Origin of the sequence: Mesorhizobium sp. M1E.F.Ca.ET.045.02.1.1, assembly GCF_003952485.1 — a bacterium.
Taxonomy (GTDB): Bacteria; Pseudomonadota; Alphaproteobacteria; order Rhizobiales; family Rhizobiaceae; genus Mesorhizobium.
The window spans coordinates 5,635,384-5,653,034 of sequence record NZ_CP034447.1; the positions used below are offsets into that span (position 1 = coordinate 5,635,384).

The 17,651-nt window shown below is 62.3% G+C and carries 19 protein-coding genes and 3 tRNA genes; 5 read left to right on the forward strand and 17 right to left on the reverse strand.

Going from position 1 to position 17,651, the window contains the following annotated elements; translation table 11 throughout:
* Positions 1 to 37 precede the first annotated feature (37 nt).
* From rplJ to secE, 5 genes are all read right to left on the reverse strand, one after another.
* Positions 38 to 556: a 50S ribosomal protein L10 gene (rplJ, locus tag EJ070_RS27200; RefSeq protein ID WP_126094118.1), complete on the reverse strand. Its 519-nt coding sequence runs from the start codon at positions 554 to 556 to the stop codon at positions 38 to 40.
* Between the two features lie 369 nt (positions 557 to 925).
* Positions 926 to 1,624 (reverse strand): 50S ribosomal protein L1, encoded by a 699-nt coding sequence (gene rplA, locus EJ070_RS27205; RefSeq protein WP_126094119.1) that lies wholly within the window; start codon positions 1,622 to 1,624, stop codon positions 926 to 928.
* 4 nt (positions 1,625 to 1,628) lie between these two features.
* On the reverse strand, positions 1,629 to 2,057 hold the full coding sequence (gene rplK, locus EJ070_RS27210; protein ID WP_059189557.1) for a 50S ribosomal protein L11: 429 nt from the start codon (positions 2,055 to 2,057) through the stop codon (positions 1,629 to 1,631).
* A 169-nt stretch (positions 2,058 to 2,226) separates the two neighbouring features.
* The gene (gene nusG, locus EJ070_RS27215) at positions 2,227 to 2,754 is read right to left on the reverse strand and encodes a transcription termination/antitermination protein NusG (RefSeq protein WP_126094120.1); all 528 of its coding nucleotides are present in this window, start codon (positions 2,752 to 2,754) and stop codon (positions 2,227 to 2,229) included.
* 25 nt (positions 2,755 to 2,779) lie between these two features.
* Complete coding sequence (gene secE, locus EJ070_RS27220) at positions 2,780 to 2,983, reverse strand: preprotein translocase subunit SecE (protein WP_040974128.1); 204 nt, start codon at positions 2,981 to 2,983, stop codon at positions 2,780 to 2,782.
* A gap of 207 nt (positions 2,984 to 3,190) precedes the next feature.
* Here secE and EJ070_RS27225 point away from each other — a divergent pair, with 207 nt between their 5' ends.
* Both EJ070_RS27225 and EJ070_RS27230 read left to right on the forward strand, forming a co-directional pair.
* Complete coding sequence (locus EJ070_RS27225) at positions 3,191 to 3,487, forward strand: hypothetical protein (RefSeq protein WP_126094121.1); 297 nt, start codon at positions 3,191 to 3,193, stop codon at positions 3,485 to 3,487.
* A gap of 71 nt (positions 3,488 to 3,558) precedes the next feature.
* Entirely contained in the window at positions 3,559 to 4,650 is a 1,092-nt protein-coding gene (locus EJ070_RS27230) for an alpha/beta hydrolase (RefSeq protein WP_126094122.1), read from the forward strand.
* Positions 4,651 to 4,786: 136 nt separating this feature from the next.
* On the opposite strand, the gene EJ070_RS27235 is transcribed toward EJ070_RS27230, so the two are convergent.
* The 6 genes from EJ070_RS27235 to tuf form a co-directional block, all read right to left on the reverse strand.
* A complete protein-coding gene (locus EJ070_RS27235; RefSeq protein WP_126094123.1) occupies positions 4,787 to 5,707 on the reverse strand; it encodes a LysR family transcriptional regulator in 921 nt (306 codons plus the stop codon).
* A gap of 246 nt (positions 5,708 to 5,953) precedes the next feature.
* A tRNA-Trp gene (locus EJ070_RS27240) sits at positions 5,954 to 6,029 on the reverse strand.
* Positions 6,030 to 6,065: 36 nt separating this feature from the next.
* Entirely contained in the window at positions 6,066 to 6,575 is a 510-nt protein-coding gene (locus tag EJ070_RS27245; protein ID WP_126094124.1) for a metal-dependent hydrolase, read from the reverse strand.
* Between the two features lie 89 nt (positions 6,576 to 6,664).
* The gene (locus EJ070_RS27250; RefSeq protein WP_126094125.1) at positions 6,665 to 7,150 is read right to left on the reverse strand and encodes a group II truncated hemoglobin; all 486 of its coding nucleotides are present in this window, start codon (positions 7,148 to 7,150) and stop codon (positions 6,665 to 6,667) included.
* A gap of 88 nt (positions 7,151 to 7,238) precedes the next feature.
* Entirely contained in the window at positions 7,239 to 8,783 is a 1,545-nt protein-coding gene (locus tag EJ070_RS27255) for a hypothetical protein (protein ID WP_126095921.1), read from the reverse strand.
* A 296-nt stretch (positions 8,784 to 9,079) separates the two neighbouring features.
* Positions 9,080 to 10,255, reverse strand: a complete 1,176-nt coding sequence (gene tuf / locus EJ070_RS27260) for an elongation factor Tu (RefSeq protein WP_095805843.1) — start codon at positions 10,253 to 10,255, stop codon at positions 9,080 to 9,082.
* 286 nt (positions 10,256 to 10,541) lie between these two features.
* Between tuf and EJ070_RS27265 the strand changes: the two genes are divergently transcribed.
* Positions 10,542 to 11,429, forward strand: coding sequence for a DMT family transporter (locus EJ070_RS27265; protein WP_126094126.1), 888 nt, complete (start codon positions 10,542 to 10,544; stop codon positions 11,427 to 11,429).
* Positions 11,430 to 11,580: 151 nt separating this feature from the next.
* Here the strand turns inward: EJ070_RS27265 and EJ070_RS27270 are convergent, their stop codons facing one another.
* Positions 11,581 to 11,838: a GlsB/YeaQ/YmgE family stress response membrane protein gene (locus EJ070_RS27270; protein ID WP_126094127.1), complete on the reverse strand. Its 258-nt coding sequence runs from the start codon at positions 11,836 to 11,838 to the stop codon at positions 11,581 to 11,583.
* A 126-nt stretch (positions 11,839 to 11,964) separates the two neighbouring features.
* Here EJ070_RS27270 and EJ070_RS27275 point away from each other — a divergent pair, with 126 nt between their 5' ends.
* Positions 11,965 to 12,423, forward strand: coding sequence for a YidB family protein (locus EJ070_RS27275; RefSeq protein ID WP_126094128.1), 459 nt, complete (start codon positions 11,965 to 11,967; stop codon positions 12,421 to 12,423).
* A gap of 76 nt (positions 12,424 to 12,499) precedes the next feature.
* On the opposite strand, the gene EJ070_RS27280 is transcribed toward EJ070_RS27275, so the two are convergent.
* Positions 12,500 to 12,573 (reverse strand) — tRNA-Gly (locus EJ070_RS27280).
* A gap of 88 nt (positions 12,574 to 12,661) precedes the next feature.
* Positions 12,662 to 12,746: transfer RNA gene (locus EJ070_RS27285), tRNA-Tyr, on the reverse strand.
* Positions 12,747 to 12,944: 198 nt separating this feature from the next.
* Here EJ070_RS27285 and EJ070_RS27290 point away from each other — a divergent pair.
* Positions 12,945 to 13,808: an RNA methyltransferase gene (locus EJ070_RS27290; protein WP_126094129.1), complete on the forward strand. Its 864-nt coding sequence runs from the start codon at positions 12,945 to 12,947 to the stop codon at positions 13,806 to 13,808.
* A gap of 83 nt (positions 13,809 to 13,891) precedes the next feature.
* Here the strand turns inward: EJ070_RS27290 and EJ070_RS27295 are convergent, their stop codons facing one another.
* From EJ070_RS27295 to gcl, 3 genes are all read right to left on the reverse strand, one after another.
* On the reverse strand, positions 13,892 to 14,776 hold the full coding sequence (locus tag EJ070_RS27295) for a 2-hydroxy-3-oxopropionate reductase (protein WP_126094130.1): 885 nt from the start codon (positions 14,774 to 14,776) through the stop codon (positions 13,892 to 13,894).
* 196 nt (positions 14,777 to 14,972) lie between these two features.
* Positions 14,973 to 15,770, reverse strand: a complete 798-nt coding sequence (gene otnI / locus EJ070_RS27300) for a 2-oxo-tetronate isomerase (RefSeq protein ID WP_126094131.1) — start codon at positions 15,768 to 15,770, stop codon at positions 14,973 to 14,975.
* Positions 15,771 to 15,797: 27 nt separating this feature from the next.
* Positions 15,798 to 17,579 carry a glyoxylate carboligase gene (gene gcl / locus EJ070_RS27305; RefSeq protein ID WP_126094132.1) on the reverse strand — a complete coding sequence of 594 codons (1,782 nt, stop codon included), beginning with the start codon at positions 17,577 to 17,579 and terminating at the stop codon, positions 15,798 to 15,800.
* Positions 17,580 to 17,651: the final 72 nt, after the last annotated feature.

A 17,651-nucleotide genomic window follows, 5' to 3' on the forward strand; every position in this document is an offset into this window, starting at 1 on the left:
AGGTTCGAACGTGTGTTGTTGACAGCGAGGAACGGCCTCATGCCGCCTCGTCCTTCCGGGCGTAAGCGCCGATGACACGCGCGACCGAAGCCGCGGGCGCATTGACGATCTGGGCGATCCGGGTTGCCGGCGTGGCGATCATGCCAACCAGCTTGGCGCGCAGCTCGTCGAGCGACGGCATCGTGGCGAGTGCCTTGACACCGTCGGCGTTGAGCGCAGTCGAGCCCATTGCGCCGCCGAGAATGATCAGCTTGTCATTCCCCTTGGCGAAATCGGACGCGACCTTCGGCGCCGCAACCGGATCCTCCGAATAAGCGACCAGCGTCTGTCCCTTGAACAGATCGACGATCGATGCGGAGTCCGTGCCCTGAAGAGCGATCTTGGCGAGACGGTTCTTCGCGACTTTGACGGTGCCACCGGCGGCGCGCATCTTCGACCGGAGGTCGTTCATTTGCGCGACGGTGATACCGGCGTAGTGGGCCACGACGACTGAACCCGCGTTCGAGAACGCTTCGTTCAGGCCCGTGACGAGTTCGCGTTTTTCCGCTCTGTCCACTGCCTATCTCCAGTTGACCCCTGCCTCATTCACGAGGTCAGAAGTCGGGTTGCCTTTTGCCGGCCGGGCTATCCAAAAACGGATCTCCCGAACGGCGCTCGAGGATCCTGCCCCCTTTCGCCACACCGACGGCCAAGCCGGCGATGCGCTGACAAAAGGCAAACACGGTTCGAACCTTTCATTGGAGCGTTCGCTCCTTTGTCGGGTCTTCACCCGTCTCATGCAGGCCCAGGTGAATTAAGGCTTTGGGCCGCCTGCAATCTCGGACAGGATATCCGGAAACCTTTCGGCTTCCGGGGTACCGGGCCGCCGACGAATCGGCGGTCCGGAATTCTTGGTGCGACCGGCCTGAAACCGGTCAGGCGACAGTTACGACGCGGCGAGCGTCGCGATGTCGAGCTTGAGGCCGGGCCCCATCGTCGAGGTGACCGACACCTTCTTGACGTAGTTGCCCTTGGCGCCGGCGGGCTTGGCCCTGTTCACCGCATCGGCGAAGGCCCGCACATTCTCTTCCAGAGCCTTGACGTCGAACGAGACCTTGCCGACGCCGGCCTGTACGATGCCGGCCTTCTCGACGCGAAACTCGACGGCGCCGCCCTTCGAAGCCTTGACGGCGGCCGCGACATCGGGGGTCACGGTGCCGACCTTCGGGTTCGGCATCATGCCGCGCGGGCCGAGCACCTTACCCAGGCGGCCGACCAGCGGCATCATGTCCGGGGTGGCGATGCAGCGATCGAAATCGATCGTGCCCTTCTGGACGATGTCGACCAGATCCTCGGCGCCAACGATATCGGCGCCGGCGGCCTTGGCTTCCTCGGCCTTGTCGCCGCGCGCGAACACGGCAACGCGCACCGAGCGGCCGGTGCCGTTCGGCAGGTTGACCACGCCGCGGACCATCTGGTCGGCATGGCGCGGATCGACGCCGAGGTTCATGGCGATCTCGACGGTCTCGTCGAACTTCACCGAAGACCGGTCCTTCAACAGCTGCAGCGCTTCAGCGAGCGCATAGGCCTTGTTCGGATCGATGCCTTCGCGGGTCTTGGATACACGCTTTGCAATCTTTGCCATGATCTCAGCCCACCACTTCCAGGCCCATCGAGCGGGCGGAGCCCTCGACCATGCGCATGGCCGCCTCGACGTCGTTTGCGTTCAGGTCCTTCATCTTCTGCTCGGCGATCTGGCGCACCTTGTCGCGAGAGATCGTGCCGGCCTTGACCTTGCCCGGCTCCTTGGAGCCCGACTTGAGGTTGGCGGCCTTCTTCAGGAAGTAGCTCACCGGCGGCGTCTTCATGACGAAAGTGAACGACTTGTCCTGGTAGTAGGTGATGACGACCGGGATCGGCGAGCCCTTCTCCAGTTCCTGGGTCTGCGCGTTGAACGCCTTGCAGAACTCCATGATGTTGATGCCGCGCTGACCAAGCGCCGGGCCGATCGGGGGCGACGGCGTGGCCGAGCCCGCGGCAACCTGGAGCTTGAGCTGGCCTGCAACTTTCTTAGCCATCTCTATTCCTGCCTTTTCTCGTGCCGGCCCCACCATCTGGGAAACGCCGGCGGTTGCAGTCTGGTGGTGCGGTTCCAGCGGCCGGCTAAGCCGCTTTCGCCTCCCACCCGTTCATGGCAGCGCGACATTCGCGCCGCCTCCCGACGCTCTTCGGGCGCGGGTATTCGGATCAGCCCTTTTCGACCTGTCCGAATTCCAGATCGACGGGCACCGCGCGCCCGAAGATCGAAACTTCCACCTTGAGGCGCGCCCGCTCCTCGTCCACTTCCTGGACGAAGCCGTTGAAGGATGCGAACGGGCCGTCCGAAACGCGGATCGCCTCGCCGATCTCGAAGGTGACCGACGGCTTCGGCCGCTCGACGCCTTCCTGAACCTGGTTCAGGATGCGCTGCGCCTCGGTCTCGGTGATCGGCACCGGCTTGGAGTCGCCAAGGAAGCCGGTGACCTTCGGCGTGTTCTTGACCAGCGAGAAGACAGCGTCAGTCAGGTTGGCCTTCAGAAGCACATAGCCCGGGAAGAACTTGCGCTCGGCGTCGACCTTGCGGCCGCGGCGGATCTCAACGACCTTCTCGGTCGGCACCACGATCTGCTCGATCTCGCCGGACAGACCCTTCTGCTTGGCCTTGTTCTCGATGTCCTCGGCGACCTTCTTCTCGAAGTTCGAATAAGCGTGGACGATGTACCAGCGCGCAGCCATTTCACGACTCTCCGTAATCGCCGAATTAATGCCCGAGGCCCAGGATCCACTCGATCGCATAGCCCATGGCTATGTCGGCGGCGAAGAAGAAGATCATGGCGATGACCGCGAACACCAGGACCATCACCGTCGAGATCATGGTCTCGCGGCGCGAGGGCCATGTCACCTTGGCCGTCTCCGCGCGCACCTGCTGGAGAAAGGTGAAAGGATTAGTGGTTTTCGAAGCCATCTGCCGCTCTGTCTTCAAGACCCGTTGGCCGGGTCTCCTGGATGATCCCGCTGGCCGGGACGTGCCGCCTGGGTTACGTGCCGACGCCGAGTCAGCGCCACCATTTCGCCCACGCAAATCAGACGCGTAAAGCCGGCTTCCCAGCTCCACGCGTCGCGTGTCTGTTCAGTCTACATAAAACCGATTCTTGGTCCACGCAAGTGGCAAGTGTTCCGCTTTATGTTCGAGCGCCGCCTCGGAACCATCCAGTCGTTCCGTCCCGGCTATGCGGGGCTTATGCCCCAATTTGCCCCATATGGCAAGCCACCCGCCGGTTTTCAACGGCAGAGCACCCTGATCACCGGTCCGCAACTTCAGGATGGCACGGCGGCAGGCTCGAACCTACGACCTGCGACGGCAGCTCATGGTGATATTGAACGGGCGCTCTGCCTGCTTGATGCGCTTCGCATAGAAAGCGCACATATCGTCGGCTGCCCTATGGAGGAACAGTCGCTCTTGAACTAGCCGCTCAATCGCTGGCACGGGTGTCTATCCATTCCCCTTATAGGTCGTATAGCGACAATCGATTTTGCTGGATGAGCAGGAAGGCTGCATATCCGTTTGCAAGCGGGGCGGTACTGAATGTTGCCCCGGAAAACTTCCGGAAGGGCGACGTAATGCGCGCGATGCAAACTCTCATTCTCTCGGCAACTGCAACCGCGATGCTATTTCTTGCGGGTCCAACGAACGCTGGCGTCCAAGGCAAGGACCAAGGCTCAATTCGAGCTGACAGTATGACCGGTATCCCCGCCGGCTTTCGATCCCAATTCGCTGACGTTAATGGCGTGCGCATTCACTACGTGATCGGCGGGAAAGGATCGCCGATTCTGCTCATCCATGGGTGGCCGGAGGATTGGCACGAGTGGCGTAAAATGATGCCTCTCCTTGCAACGAAGCACACCGTTATTGCCGTCGACCTACGCGGATTCGGAGAATCACAAATTGCATCAACGGGATATGACCGCAAGACGCTTGCCGAAGATCTTTTCCAGTTGATGACGAGGCTTGACTATTTGCGAGCAACTGTAGTCGGCCATGATTGGGGTGGTCCCGTAGCCTATGCCTACGCCGCTATCCACCGCGATGCTGTTGACAAACTTATAGTCGCGGAGGGTGCTCCCGACGGCCCCTGGACCACGAAACAGTTCGCTCCCCTTCTTCACAACCCATTGTGGTTCTTTGGTTTCTTTGAGATCCCCGACTTTGCTGAGAAAGTTCTCGCGGGACACGAGAAAGAATTCTTAGATTGGTTCTACCGCAATAGAGGATTCCACATCGTTCCTGGCAGCTTCTCAGAAGCAGTCATCACCTATTACGAAAACAGCTACGCACGGCCCGGCCGGCTGGCGACAAGTCTTCAACTCTATCGGACGATTGACCGCGATATCGCTGACAACACCGAATTGTCGCGAACGCCGCTAACTATTCCAGTTTTAGCCATTGGAGCCAAGTATGGACTGGGATCTATGGTGGCGGAAAGCATGCGACAAGTGGCGCGCTCGGTAACGCCGGTTTTGATGGAGAATACGGGTCACTTCATCCCCGACGAACGGCCCGAAGCTCTCTCCCACATTATTGAAGCGTTCTTGGGTAGCAGCACCGCGCCCGAGGATTGGTCGCCGAATTAATCGGAGCGACATCAACTGGCCAAAACGGTCCCTGCAGGCAAGCCCCGGTCTTAACAACGCTGAAACATTTAAATGCGCCAGCGTTTCGTCGAGAACCGCAGATCGCCCGCTCTCCGCAATGGCTTCGAACGGTCTCTTAGGGTGCTTCAGCGCCTTGCGCCGTTCCCAGCACTTGTTGGCGGAGCCAGAGATTGGCCGGGTCGTGGTGATGCCGCGCGTACCAGGCCATATGCATGGCGAAACCCGGAACAAGAAACGGTAGCTCAAAGCATTCACAGTCATCGTCGAGAGTGCGGACGAACCGGGTCGGCATTGTGCAGACATAATCCGTGGTGCGAAGCACGGGCGGCACTAGGGTAAAACTGGGCATAGATAAGACGACACGCCGGCTGCGATCGGTTTCAGCCAGAACTTTATCGACTCTCCCCTCGAACCCGCCTCCATCCAGGGAAACTAGAATATGATCCAACGCACAGTAGGCATCGAGGTCCGGCCGCCGATTACCTCGAGGATGGAATTTGCGCTGCACCATCGAATAGGTTTCGTCGTAAAGGCGACGGCTTTTCAACATCGATGGAACCATGCTCGGAGGTGCGATGAGGAGATCGATGTCGTCTCGGTCGACCTGTTCCGTCGATCCGGTGCTATCAAGCAGGCGAAAGGCCAGCCGAATCCCTGAGCCAGCCTCGGTTTGTAGTCGCCGCAACAGCGGCAAGCCGATTACCACGACGCCATTGTCTGTGGTTGCGATCCGAAAATCGCGGATATCATTTAACGCGTCGAAGCGAGGCCGACGCCGGACCAAAACCTCCAGGTCCTTAAGGGCGGTGTGGAGAGGCTCGACTAGTTCGAGCGCCAGAGCTGTCGGATCCATTCCGCGTCCGTTATCTGCAGGGATAAGAAGCGGATCCTCGAATGCTTGTCGGAGCCGGCTGAGTTGGGCGGATAGCGCGGGCTGGCTCAAGTTAAGCCGTGCGGCCGCATGTGTGACATTTCGCTCTTTCAGCAATACGTCGAGCGATACGAGGAGGTTGAGGTCGATTCCCTTGATATCCATCGTACTTATATGTTGAGGCGCCATAAATCAGTTTCGAATATGCCATAGCGTATTCGATTCTCAAGTGTGCGCGATGGACAGTGCCAGCCGGGCCGAAACTACTTCGGGCTGAGAACGTGCTGTCAGCCATCGACGTGGATAACATCAAGGGTGGCAATGCGCGCGGCTTGTCCAAGAGATGTGTGAGGCTGATTTCGGCAACTCGGCGATCAAGGTGATCGCCAGATGCCTGATCCCTTGAAGGAATGGCACGGGCAGCAGGGCTCGAACCTACGACCTGCGGTTTTGGAGACCGCCGCTCTACCAACTGAGCTATGCCCGTATACGGGCGCTGCTATTTCACAAAGCCGATGAGAACTCAAGTGCCCTTTTGAGGCGTGTCGACCGGAAGTGGCGGTCGCGGCCATCCAAGCCACAAGGCCCAGGTGCAAATCACGAGTTCAAGCCCAAAAGTCCAATGCAGAACGAAGCTCAGCACCCAGTTCCCATAGCTGGCCGGAATCGCCACGAGCTCAAAGGGATGACGACTGAATGGCGCCAGCCACATGATCGGCGACGCCACCGTGTCGAGCGCCATATGCAACATGGCTCCGGCAAAGAAGGCGGCGATCGATGGCAGATGCGGTAAACCGAGCAACCGACCGACTGAGAGGCTTGCCGATCCAATCACCACCCAGAACAACGGCCAGTGTGTGATATAGGCGTGATGGTGGGTGCGACCGCCATCGATCAGGTGGAAATAGAGCATGTCGATGTCCGGGACGACGCTGCCGAGCATTGCGGCAGTCACGATGCCTGGCACCTCCCGCCACCGTCTTCGCGCAAGTCTTCCCAGAATATAGCCCGACGGGAGATGGGCGATCAGCATGCAAGGTCGTCTCACATTGATGCAACGACCGTGCCGTCACTTTGCGGCGTCATCTTTTCGGATTTTTGCAGAAACCCAGCATCTTCTGGCTACGATTTCCCGACCGGCGGCTTGTAAGGCCCGCCCGGCACGCCCCAGCCCCAGGCGGGCATCGGTTCGGTCTCCGGGTCGCAGGTCTCGCCGAGATTGGAATTCATCTTGGCCAGCCGCGATCCCCATTCGACATAGCCCATGAAGGCGGAACGGAATTCCGGATCGTCGGGCAGGCCGACCTCGTCCGCCGCGTCGGCAAGGAGGTTGATCCAGCGCCGCCGCTGTTCCTCCGTCAGGTGCTTGCCGAGATGGTGCATGACCATCTCGCGGTGGCCGCCATGCTTTTCGCTGTATGTCTTCGGTCCGCCAAAAACCTCGCCGATGAAGGCCGCGACATGCGCCGGATGATCCGGCGACATGTGCTTGAACACCGGGCCGACGATCGGGTCTCGCCCGACCTTGTCGTAGAAGGTCCGCGTCAGCCGGTTGAGCGCCTCCGCGCCACCGGCCCATTCGAACAAAGTCGGGACATCCTCGCGCATTGCCGATCCTCGTTCCGGAAGGGCCCCGACGATAGCGGCAAGGCCGTCCATGGCTCAACCTGCCTCAATGGCCAGTTGGCGCGCCGCGCTACAGTTTTGCCGGCGCCTCCGCCTCGGCATTGGCGGACGGCAGAATCCGACAGTTGTCGGGCTTCGGCGACGATTTGCAGATGGTGGCGCCCGTCAGCGCATCCACCGACTGGCGCCCGGTCGTCAATCCGAACTTCGCCAATTCGTCCTGACTGAGCTCCCTGTGCTTCGCATATTGTGCCGACTGCATCGCGGCGAACAGGCCCGAGCCGATCGCCATCTCCTCGAGATAGGCTCTAACCTTTTCTTCCATGCCCATGGAGTGAATGAGGAAATGCGCATCGGCGCCAACCAGGCGCTTGGAGCCACCGGCGGTCATCACCGCGCAGGCCGCGTCGCATTCGGCGCCGGCGTCAATGGTGAGGCCGGTATGGAGACCATCCTTGGCGCCGCACCCAGTGGCGCCCGGATCGCAATCGAGAAAATCCGTCCGGGCGACCGCGACATCCAGCCTGCGCTCGCGGATCAGCCGGCCGGCGGCGAGCGCACCCTGTATGTCGCCGCCCGGCGAGTTGACCACGACGGGCAGCCTGCGCCCGCCGACTGTGTCGAGCAGCTCGCGCAGCCTGTCGGGCGTGTTGGCAACGATCGTTCCTTCCGCCGAAATCCACTCCGGGCAATCGGGATTGCAGAGCGGGTTGCTGCCGCGAACCAGGACGAAGCGCATATCCTGCGCCTCCTTCGGCGGCGCAACCTCGACCTGCAGAGAGGCAGACGCGGGATTGGCCTCGGCGGTCGCCATCTCGACCGGCCTGGCTTCGCCGCCCGCTGGTATTTCGCGGCAGTTCACCGGCGCCGGATCGCGCCGGCACACGCTTCCCGCCGTCATGATGTCGAGCGAATCGAGACTGGTGACGAGCTTCATCTCCAGCATGTCCTCTGGCTCGATCTGCCTTATGTCACTGGCCGGCGTCGCCTTCATCACCTCCAGCACACCCTGCTCGATGCCCATTTCCCTCAAATAGGCCGAGAGCCGCTTCTCGACCGCCTTGCTCATCTCGAAGGTCTTGTAGCTGCCGGCGTTCTTGCGGCTGACGATTCTAGTGCCGAGGATCTTCTTCTTGCCGTTCACGATTTTGTAGGTGGTGCGGTAAAGCAGCTTTTCCCTGTGGTATGTCGTGGTGATCTGGTGGACGCCGAGAAAGGCCCACTCGCCGACGACGCGGCGCACGCCGCCGGAAAACATCAGCGGACAGGCCGAGTTGCACATCGCGCCGCTGTCATAGGCGATGCCGGAATACGGCGCGGCCTTGCCGTCATTGTCCCGGCAATTCTTCATCTCCGGCGAGCAGCCGGAAAACTCCGTCGTGCCTACGGCGATGTCGAGCTTGTTCTTGCGGATCATGCGGCCGAGCTGCAGCGCGGCATCGACATTGCCGCCCGGGGAATTGACGACGACCGGCAATTGCCGGCCGGCAAGCGTCTTCAGCAGGCGCCTGAGCAGGGCCGGCGTGCCGGCCTCGATGGTGCCTTCCGCAGAAATCCACTCGGGGCAGTTCGGCTCACAGCCAGGCGCGCTGCTGCGCACGACGGCAAAGCGCATCGGCGGACCAAGGTCGGGTGCCTCTTCCTTGGCTGCGGCGGTAAACGTGGCCAGCCCCACGGCAGCGGCCAAGCCCAGCCGGATCGGCCAGCGCCACCACCGAATGCTGTCTGAACGGCTTTCCCGAACCACGCTTGCAAAGCCCCCACGGGTACAACCCATACTAGTTGCAGCGATGTCGCTTGCAAACAGCTTTGAAAGGCCTGGCGCGATACTTCACCTTCGGAGCGCCGGAAACGAAAAAGGGCGGCCCGAAGACCGCCCTTTCCTTCTCGAACCGGCTGATGCCGGATCGATTATTCCTTGATGGTGACGACGATGCCGGCACCGACGGTGCGGCCGCCTTCACGGATGGCGAAGCGCAGCTTCTCTTCCATCGCGATCGGCACGATCAGCTCGACGTCGACGGTGATGTTGTCGCCGGGCATCACCATCTCGGTGCCGGCCGGCAGCGTCACGATGCCCGTCACGTCGGTCGTGCGGAAGTAGAACTGCGGACGGTAGTTGGTGAAGAACGGCGTGTGACGGCCGCCCTCGTCCTTGGTCAGGATGTAGGCCTCGGCCACGAACTTCTTGTGCGGCTTGACCGAACCCGGCTTGGCCAGAACCTGGCCGCGCTCGACGCCCTCACGGTCGACACCGCGCAGCAGCGCGCCGATGTTGTCGCCGGCCTGGCCCTGGTCGAGCAGCTTGCGGAACATCTCGACGCCCGTGCAGGTCGTCTTGGTGGTCGGACGGATGCCGACGATCTCAAGTTCCTCGCCGACCTTGACCACGCCGCGCTCGACGCGGCCGGTCACGACCGTGCCGCGGCCCGAGATCGAGAACACATCCTCGATCGGCATCAGGAACGGCTTGTCCAGCGGACGCACCGGCGTCGGGATGTAGGCATCGACCTGAGCCATCAGCTCGCGGATCGCATCCTCGCCGATGGTCTTGTTGGAATCCTCAAGCGCAGCCAGCGCCGAGCCCTTGACGATCGGAATGTCGTCGCCGGGGAACTCGTTCTTGGTCAGCAGTTCGCGAACCTCGAGCTCGACCAGCTCCAAGAGCTCGGCGTCGTCGACCTGGTCGACCTTGTTCAGGAACACCACGATCGAGGGCACGCCGACCTGACGGGCCAAAAGGATGTGCTCGCGGGTCTGCGGCATCGGGCCGTCGGCGGCCGAAACCACCAGGATCGCGCCGTCCATCTGCGCAGCACCGGTGATCATGTTCTTCACATAGTCGGCGTGGCCGGGGCAGTCGACGTGGGCATAGTGACGGTTGGCCGTCTCATACTCGACATGCGCCGTCGAGATCGTGATGCCGCGCGCCTTCTCTTCAGGCGCCGCGTCGATCTGGTCATAGCGCTTGTATTCGCCAAAATACTTCGTGATCGCCGCCGTCAGCGACGTCTTGCCATGATCGACGTGACCGATCGTGCCAATGTTCACATGCGGCTTGGTGCGCTCGAATTTACCTTTTGCCATAGTCTCTTTCCTTGGGCGGCCTTGACCTTCAGTTCAGTCGAATGCGGGGCGATTAGCGACAACGGCCGAAAAACACAAGTACCTTGTAGCCGAGCGTTCTCGCACTCGACCGAACCAATGATCCGATTACAGGGGACGTGACGCGGATATAGGGCCGCCGTGGATGAATTCAAATAGGCGGCCATCCACGTCTCGGACACCTCATCAACAGATTCCCGCGGATAGCAGCCCGATCGCCCGGAACTGGCCCATTGCCGCCGCGACATGGCTCTGATTTCTTCGGCGAATGCAGTTCATTCCGGCAAATATCCGCGGTCCCCTGTTCATGATCGTCTCGACGGGCTCCTACCTCGTCAACGACACGATGATGAAGCTCGCGACCACCGGACTGCCGCCATACGAGGTGCTCTTCCTGCGCGGCGTCGCCGCGACGCTGTGGGGTGTGCCGCTGCTCTTCATGCTGGGCTATGGCAGGCAGATCCCGCTGCTTTTCGAGCGCAAGGTGCTGCGGCGGAATCTTTGCGAGCTCGCCGCGATCCTCTGCTACGTCGTGGCCTTGGCCAACATGCAGATCGCCGATTCGACGGCGCTCGGCCAGATCACGCCGCTGCTGATGCTGGTCGGCTCCTCGATCCTGTTCGGCGAAAAGATCGGCGCCGCGCGCATGGCGCTGATCGGCCTCGGCTTTATCGGCGCTCTCATGGTGGCGCAGCCGACCATGCAAGGCATTTCCGTCTATGCCCTGCTGGCGCTCGGCAACGCGGCCCTGGCAGCGGCGCGCGACCTTGCCGGACGCAAAGTGGGCGCCGAGGTGCCAGGCATGATCGTCGCCATCTCCGCCGTCGTGGTGGTGGTGATCGGCTCAGGCATAGCGCATCTCGTCTCCGAGCAATGGACGATGCCGGAGGGTCGCCACCTCTTGCTGATCGCCGGCGCCGGCCTGTTCCTGATCTTCGGCCATTTCTTCATCTTCATGGCCTATCGCGTCGGACCGACCAGCGCGGTCGCACCCTTCTATTACTGCTTCACCGTCTGGGCGGTGATTTCCGGCCTGCTCGTGTTCGGGCAGTTTCCCAATGCGCTCGCCGTCTGCGGCATCCTGCTGGTCGTCGGCAGCGGCCTCGCCATCGTCTCGCTCGATGAAAGACGGCGGCGCCTGACCGTGGTTGCCTGAGGCATCCGATCCGCACAGCCTGGCGCCCTGCCCGCTTTCCAGCGGCGTCGGGCGGGATCGCTTGTCAATATACCGTCGCCGCGATCGCGCGCCGCGACCGGCCCAAAATCCGGCGATCGTCCGCGGCCGAACGAGCTGCGGGTTCCTGTTTCTACAGCGTGCGCTTGCCGCTGATCTGGTGGTAGGCCCAGAGCACGACGACCGAGCCGATGACGGCGACGATCAGGCTCCAGATGTTGAGGCCGGTGACGCCCGATGCGCCGAAAGCGCTGAAGATCACACCGCCGACGATTGCGCCGACGATGCCGAGCACGATGTCCATTATCATGCCTTGGCCGGTCTTGTTGACGATCTTGCTGCCGATGAAGCCGGCGATGACGCCGAGAATGATCCAGCTGATGATGCCCATCTTTTCCCTCCAATCCCCGCCATGCCAATCATTTTCATATGATTGCCAAAAGCTCAAGACAGCTTGAAATCCCCCCCGGCTGCGCCATTTTGGCGCCGGGCGGAATTGGTTGATAGGAGATCCACGATGGGCCTTTTTGACAACGCCGTTCCCGGCGGCAACATCACCAAACCGCTGATGATCGCGCTCGGCGCGCTGCTGGTCGGCAAGATGCTGAGCGGCAAGAGCGAGGAACAGCCGGCCGAACCTCAAGCTCCGGTCCCTACTCCCGCGGGTGCCGGCACCTCGGCCGACGGCGGCCTGCTCGGCGGACTGGGCGGCCTGCTCGACAAGCTGAAGGATGCCGGGCACGGCGGCGTCGCCGATTCCTGGGTCGGCACCGGCCAGAACCAGCCGATCAACGCCAACGATCTCGGCGCCGCGATCGGGCCGCAGGTCATTCGCGAGATCGCGCAGCGCACGGGCTTGAACGAGCAGGAGCTGCTGCAGCAACTCTCATCGGCGCTGCCCGGCATCGTCGACAAGCTGACGCCCAACGGCCAGATCCCGCAACAGCATCAGGTCGCCTCGGCTTTCAGCAGCTAGGACGCGGATCAAGCGAAATGCGCTGCGCGCTTCGGCGCGCGGCCTTTTCGTGGGAACGGCGATGCGGATGGAAATCTGGAGCGGGTAGCGGGAATCGAACCCGCATATTCAGCTTGGAAGGCTGCTGCTCTACCACTGAGCTATACCCGCGCCTTACACTGAAGTACCGGATTCACCCGAAAAGCGCCATGCACTTTTCGGTCCGAGACTTTTCGTTTCAGGGCTTCCGGGCCGGCAGTGGTGGAGAGGGTTGGATTCGAACCAACGTAGGCTAAGCCAACGGATTTACAGTCCGTCCCCTTTAACCACTCGGGCACCTCTCCAGTCTGCCGCCGGAGCCATGCAACGAGTCATTCACGCCGATCCGGAGCCCGAGTAGGGACTTTCTCCGAAATCAGCGATGCGCCTTATGGCGGCAAGGCCGGTGGGTGTCAACCGGCGTAGTGGCGGTTTTTCGATGATGTCCCGCATTCGTCGACACGGCCATATCCTTAGTCGGGCGGGACCGCTATAGAAGCCGCATGAGCGACAACAAAAGCAACAAGCCGGGCACCCCGAAGGACACCCACTACGCCAAGCTTCGGCGCGCGCATCGCGACCAGAAGGCCGGCGGCGCGCCGGCATTCCGGCCGCGCCAGCCGGTGCCGGCGGGCGAAGGCCCCGCCGACGGGCTGGTGCGGCTCTATGGCCTGCATACAGTGCGCGCCGCCCTCGACAACCCCCGGCGCAAGATCAGAAAGATGCTGGTGACGCGCAACGCCGCCGAGCGGCTTTCGATCGGCGAGCTTGCCGTCCTGCCCTTCAAGGCCGAGCTGGTCGAGCCCAAGGACATCGACAGGATCACCGGTTCGGACGCCGTGCACCAGGGCGTGCTCATAGAGGCGGAACCCCTTAAGCCCAAGCGTCTCGACGCGCTTGGCGACACCAAGCTGGTGCTGGTGCTCGACCAGGTGACCGACCCGCACAATGTCGGCGCGATCCTGCGCTCGGCGGTCGCCTTCGGCGCCGGCGCGCTGATCACCACGGCGCGCCACAGCCCGCAGGAATCGGGCGTATTGGCGAAATCGGCTTCCGGCGCGCTGGAGCATATCGACCAGATCGAGGTGAAGAACCTGGCCGACGCGCTCGGCCAGTTGCACGAGGCCGGCTTCCAGACGATCGGGCTCGATTCAGACGGGCCGGCCGAGCTCGAAAAGACATTCGACGGCGACAAGATCGCGCTGGTGCTTGGGGCCGAAGGCAAGGGCCTGCGCCAGAAGACGCGAGAGACGGTGACCGCGCTCGCCCGCCTCGACATGCCCGGCGCCATCCGCTCGCTCAACGTGTCGAACGCTGCGGCGGTGAGCCTCTATGCGGCGAGGAAATTCCTAGCGAATAGCGAATAGCGAATAGCGAATAGCGAATATTCGGGACACGATGCCTTCGGGCCTGCAACCTCTATTCGCTACTCCCTATTCGCTATTCGCTGCTAGGCCACTTCGTGGCCTGCCATCCGCTCCAGCGCCCTCACCAGCGCCGAGTGGTCTTCCTTCGATCCGCCATTGGCGGCACAGGAATTGAACAGCTGCTGCGTCGTCGAGGTGTTGGGCAACGCAACGCCGAGCGCCTTGGCGCCTTCGAGCGCCAAATTGAGGTCCTTCTGGTGCAATTCGATACGGAAGCCCGGCGCGAAGGTCCGCTTGATCATGCGCTCGCCATGCACTTCCAGGATGCGCGAGGCGGCGAGCCCGCCCATCAGCGCCTGCCTGACCTTCGCCGGATCGGCGCCCGCCTTTGAGGCGAAAACAAGAGCTTCGCCGACGGCTTCGATGGTGAGCGCCACCACGATCTGGTTTGCCACCTTGGTGGTCTGGCCGACACCGTTCGGCCCGACCAGCGTGATGTTCTTGCCCATCTTCTCGAACACGGGCTTGGCGCGCTCGAACGCCTTTTCCTCGCCGCCGACCATGATGGTGAGCGAGGCCGCCTTGGCGCCGACCTCGCCGCCCGACACCGGCGCGTCGAGATAGTCGCAGCCGAGATCGTTGATCTTCTTGGCGAATTCCTTGGTCTCGATCGGCGAGATCGAGCTCATGTCGATGACGAGCTTGCCCTTGGACAGACCTGAAGCGACGCCATTCTCGCCGAAGAGCACGTCGGCGACCTGCGGCGTATCCGGAACCATGGTGATGATGATGTCGGCGGCCTTGGCCACCGCGTCATTGCCGCGGACCGTTTTCAGCCCCTTGGCGACGAGATCGGCCGGTGGCTTGGAGCGATGGTCGCTGGCGACGACCGGATAGCCTGCGTCGAGCAGATGCCCCGCCATCGGCGCGCCCATGATGCCCAGCCCGATGAAGCCGATGGTTTCCATTGTCTTGCTCCCTAGACGTCTTTCTTCAAATGTATCGACGGGTTGGCGCCGCCCCTCATCCGCCTGCCGGCACCTTCTCCCCGTGTAGTGACGGGGAGAAGGGAGCGCTCCAGCGCCGGCGCCCCCCTCTCCCCGTTCTTCACGGGGAGAGGGTAAGGGTGAGGGGCAAGCGCCGACGCTTCACAATTCCTGGCACCTAAGCCGCCGCACTCCCCTGCCCGGCGAATTCCCGGAACCAGCCGAGTCCTGCCTCCGTGCCGGCCTTCGGCTTGTATTCGGCGCCGATCCAGCCGGAATAGCCGAGACGGTCGATGTGCTCGTAGAGGAAGGGATAGTTGATCTCGCCCGTCCCCGGCTCGTGACGGCCGGGATTGTCCGCAAGCTGGATATGCGCGATGCGGCCGAGGTTCGCCTCGATGGTACGGGCGAGATCCCCCTCCATGATCTGCATGTGGTAGATGTCGTATTGCAGGAACACGTTCTTCGAGCCGATGCGGTCGATCAGCGCCAGCGCCTGGTGCGTGTGGTTCAGGAAGAAGCCCGGAATGTCGCGGGTATTGATCGGCTCGATCAGCAGCCTGATGCCGGCCTGCTCCAGCTTCTCGGCCGCGAAGGCGAGGTTCTCGGCAAAGACGTTTTCCAGCACGGTGCGATCGGCGCCCTGCGGCGCGATGCCGGCAAGGCAGTTGATCTGCTCGCAGCCCAGCGCGTGGGCGTAAGCGATCGCCTTGGCGACACCCTGGCGGAATTCCGGCACGCGGTCGGGCAGCGCGGCGATGCCGCGCTCGCCCTTCGCCCAGTCGCCGACCGGCAGGTTGAAGAGGACTTGGCTGAGGCCGTTCTTCTTCAGGCGCGCGGCAACGACATCGGGCGCATGGTCGTAGGGGCCGATATATTCGATGCCCTTGAAGCCGGCGCGGGCTACCGCATCGAAGCGATCGAGGAATTCATGCTCGCCGAAGAGCATCGACAGATTGGCTGAAAAACGCGGCATTCTTTTTCTCCTTCTTTCCGCTATGCCCTAGTCCAGCATCACAATGGCCGTGGGGGCATCCTCGTGGCTCTCGGCAAGCTCCTCGAATTCGGTGATCTTGTCGATTTCCGTGCCCATGGAAATGTTGGTGACGCGCTCGAGGATGAATTCGAGAACGACCGGAACCTGATGCTCCTTCATCAGCCGCTCAGCCTCCTTGAACGCGCCCGCGAACTCTTCCGGCTTGCGCACGCGGACAGCCTTGCAGCCCATCGCCTCGGCGACGGCGACATGGTCGACACCGTAGCCGGCCTCGGGATCGTCGGCGCGGTTGACGTTCTCGAAGGCGAGGCTCACCTCGTAATCCATCGAGAAGCCGCGCTGCGCCTGGCGGATCAGGCCGAGATAGGCGTTGTTCACGACGACATGGATGTAAGGCAGCTTGTGCTGCGCGCCGACCGCCAGTTCCTCGATCATGAATTGGAAGTCGTAGTCGCCGGAAAGCGCCACGATATTCCGATCCGGATCGGCGGCGCGCACGCCGAGTGCGGCCGGCAGCGTCCAGCCGAGCGGGCCGGCCTGGCCGCAATTGATCCAGTTGCGCGGCTTATAGACATGCAGGAACTGCGCGCCGGCGATCTGCGAAAGGCCGATCGTGGTGACATAGGTGGTGTCGCGGGCAAAAGCCTTGTTCATCTCTTCATAGACGCGCTGCGGCTTCAGCGGCACCTGCTCGAAATGCGTCTTGCGCTTCATCGTCTTCTTGCGCTGCTGGCATTCCTTGGCCCAGCCCGACCAGTCGCGCAGCTTGCCGGCCATCCGCCATTCGGTGGCGACATCGAGCAGCATCTTCAGCGCCGCGCCCGCATCCGAGACGATGCCGAGGTCCGGCGCGAAGACGCGGCCTATTTGAGTGGGCTCGATGTCGACATGGACGAATTTCTTGCCCTTGGTGTAGACGTCGACCGAGCCGGTGTGGCGGTTGGCCCAGCGGTTGCCGATGCCGAAGACGAAATCGGCTTCAAGCATCGTCGCGTTGCCGTAGCGATGCGAGGTCTGCAGGCCGCACATGCCGGCCATCAGCCGGTGGTCGTCGGGGATCGAACCCCAACCCATCAGCGTCGGGATGACCGGCACGCCGGTGACTTCGGCGAACTCGATCAGCAAGTCGGAAGCATCGGCGTTGACGATGCCGCCGCCGGCGACGATCAGCGGCTTTTCCGCCTGGTTGAGCATCGCCAGCGCCTTCTCGGCCTGGGCGCGCGTCATCGCCGGCTTGAACGGAGCGAGCGGCTCGTAGGCGTCGATGTCGAATTCGATCTCTGCGAGCTGCACGTCGACCGGCAGGTCGATCAGCACCGGGCCCGGCCGCGAGGAGCGCATCAGGTGGAACGCCTTCTGCAGCGCCATCGGCACCAGATAGGGTTCCATGACCGTGACCGCCCATTTGGCGACGGGCGCTGCGATCGCCGCGATGTCGACGGCCTGGAAATCCTCCTTGTTGAGGCGCGCGCGGGGAGCTTGGCCAGTTATGCACAAGATTGGAATGGAATCCGCCGAGGCCGAATAGAGCCCGGTGATCATGTCGGTGCCGGCCGGCCCTGAGGTGCCGATGCAGAGCCCGATATTGCCGGCCTTGGCCCGCGTAAAACCTTCGGCCATGTGCGAGGCACCCTCGACATGGCGCGCGAGCACATGGCGGATGGTGCCGCGCGCCTTCAGCGCCGAATAAAGCGGGTTGATCGCCGCGCCCGGCACGCCGAAGGCATTGGTGATGCCTTCCTTTTCAAGAACGAGAACCGCGGCGTCGACAGCGCGCATCCTGGCCATTTCAAGCCTCCGAGAATTTGTTTACTGGCCTGAGAATGCCAGCGCGCTCTCTATTTTTCAATTTTTTCAGAA

Coding starts and splice junctions, on each gene's coding strand:
- rplA (WP_126094119.1), bottom strand. CDS start 1,624: ATGGCAAAGATTGCAAAGCGTGTATCCAAGACCCGCGAAGGCATCGAT.
- rplK (WP_059189557.1), bottom strand. CDS start 2,057: ATGGCTAAGAAAGTTGCAGGCCAGCTCAAGCTCCAGGTTGCCGCGGGC.
- nusG (WP_126094120.1), bottom strand. CDS start 2,754: ATGGCTGCGCGCTGGTACATCGTCCACGCTTATTCGAACTTCGAGAAG.
- secE (WP_040974128.1), bottom strand. CDS start 2,983: ATGGCTTCGAAAACCACTAATCCTTTCACCTTTCTCCAGCAGGTGCGC.
- EJ070_RS27230 (WP_126094122.1), top strand. CDS start 3,559: ATGAGCAGGAAGGCTGCATATCCGTTTGCAAGCGGGGCGGTACTGAAT.
- EJ070_RS27235 (WP_126094123.1), bottom strand. CDS start 5,707: ATGGATATCAAGGGAATCGACCTCAACCTCCTCGTATCGCTCGACGTA.
- EJ070_RS27245 (WP_126094124.1), bottom strand. CDS start 6,575: ATGCTGATCGCCCATCTCCCGTCGGGCTATATTCTGGGAAGACTTGCG.
- EJ070_RS27250 (WP_126094125.1), bottom strand. CDS start 7,150: ATGCGCGAGGATGTCCCGACTTTGTTCGAATGGGCCGGTGGCGCGGAG.
- EJ070_RS27255 (WP_126095921.1), bottom strand. CDS start 8,783: ATGCGCTTTGCCGTCGTGCGCAGCAGCGCGCCTGGCTGTGAGCCGAAC.
- tuf (WP_095805843.1), bottom strand. CDS start 10,255: ATGGCAAAAGGTAAATTCGAGCGCACCAAGCCGCATGTGAACATTGGC.
- EJ070_RS27265 (WP_126094126.1), top strand. CDS start 10,542: ATGCAGTTCATTCCGGCAAATATCCGCGGTCCCCTGTTCATGATCGTC.
- EJ070_RS27270 (WP_126094127.1), bottom strand. CDS start 11,838: ATGGGCATCATCAGCTGGATCATTCTCGGCGTCATCGCCGGCTTCATC.
- EJ070_RS27275 (WP_126094128.1), top strand. CDS start 11,965: ATGGGCCTTTTTGACAACGCCGTTCCCGGCGGCAACATCACCAAACCG.
- EJ070_RS27290 (WP_126094129.1), top strand. CDS start 12,945: ATGAGCGACAACAAAAGCAACAAGCCGGGCACCCCGAAGGACACCCAC.
- EJ070_RS27295 (WP_126094130.1), bottom strand. CDS start 14,776: ATGGAAACCATCGGCTTCATCGGGCTGGGCATCATGGGCGCGCCGATG.
- otnI (WP_126094131.1), bottom strand. CDS start 15,770: ATGCCGCGTTTTTCAGCCAATCTGTCGATGCTCTTCGGCGAGCATGAA.
- gcl (WP_126094132.1), bottom strand. CDS start 17,579: ATGGCCAGGATGCGCGCTGTCGACGCCGCGGTTCTCGTTCTTGAAAAG.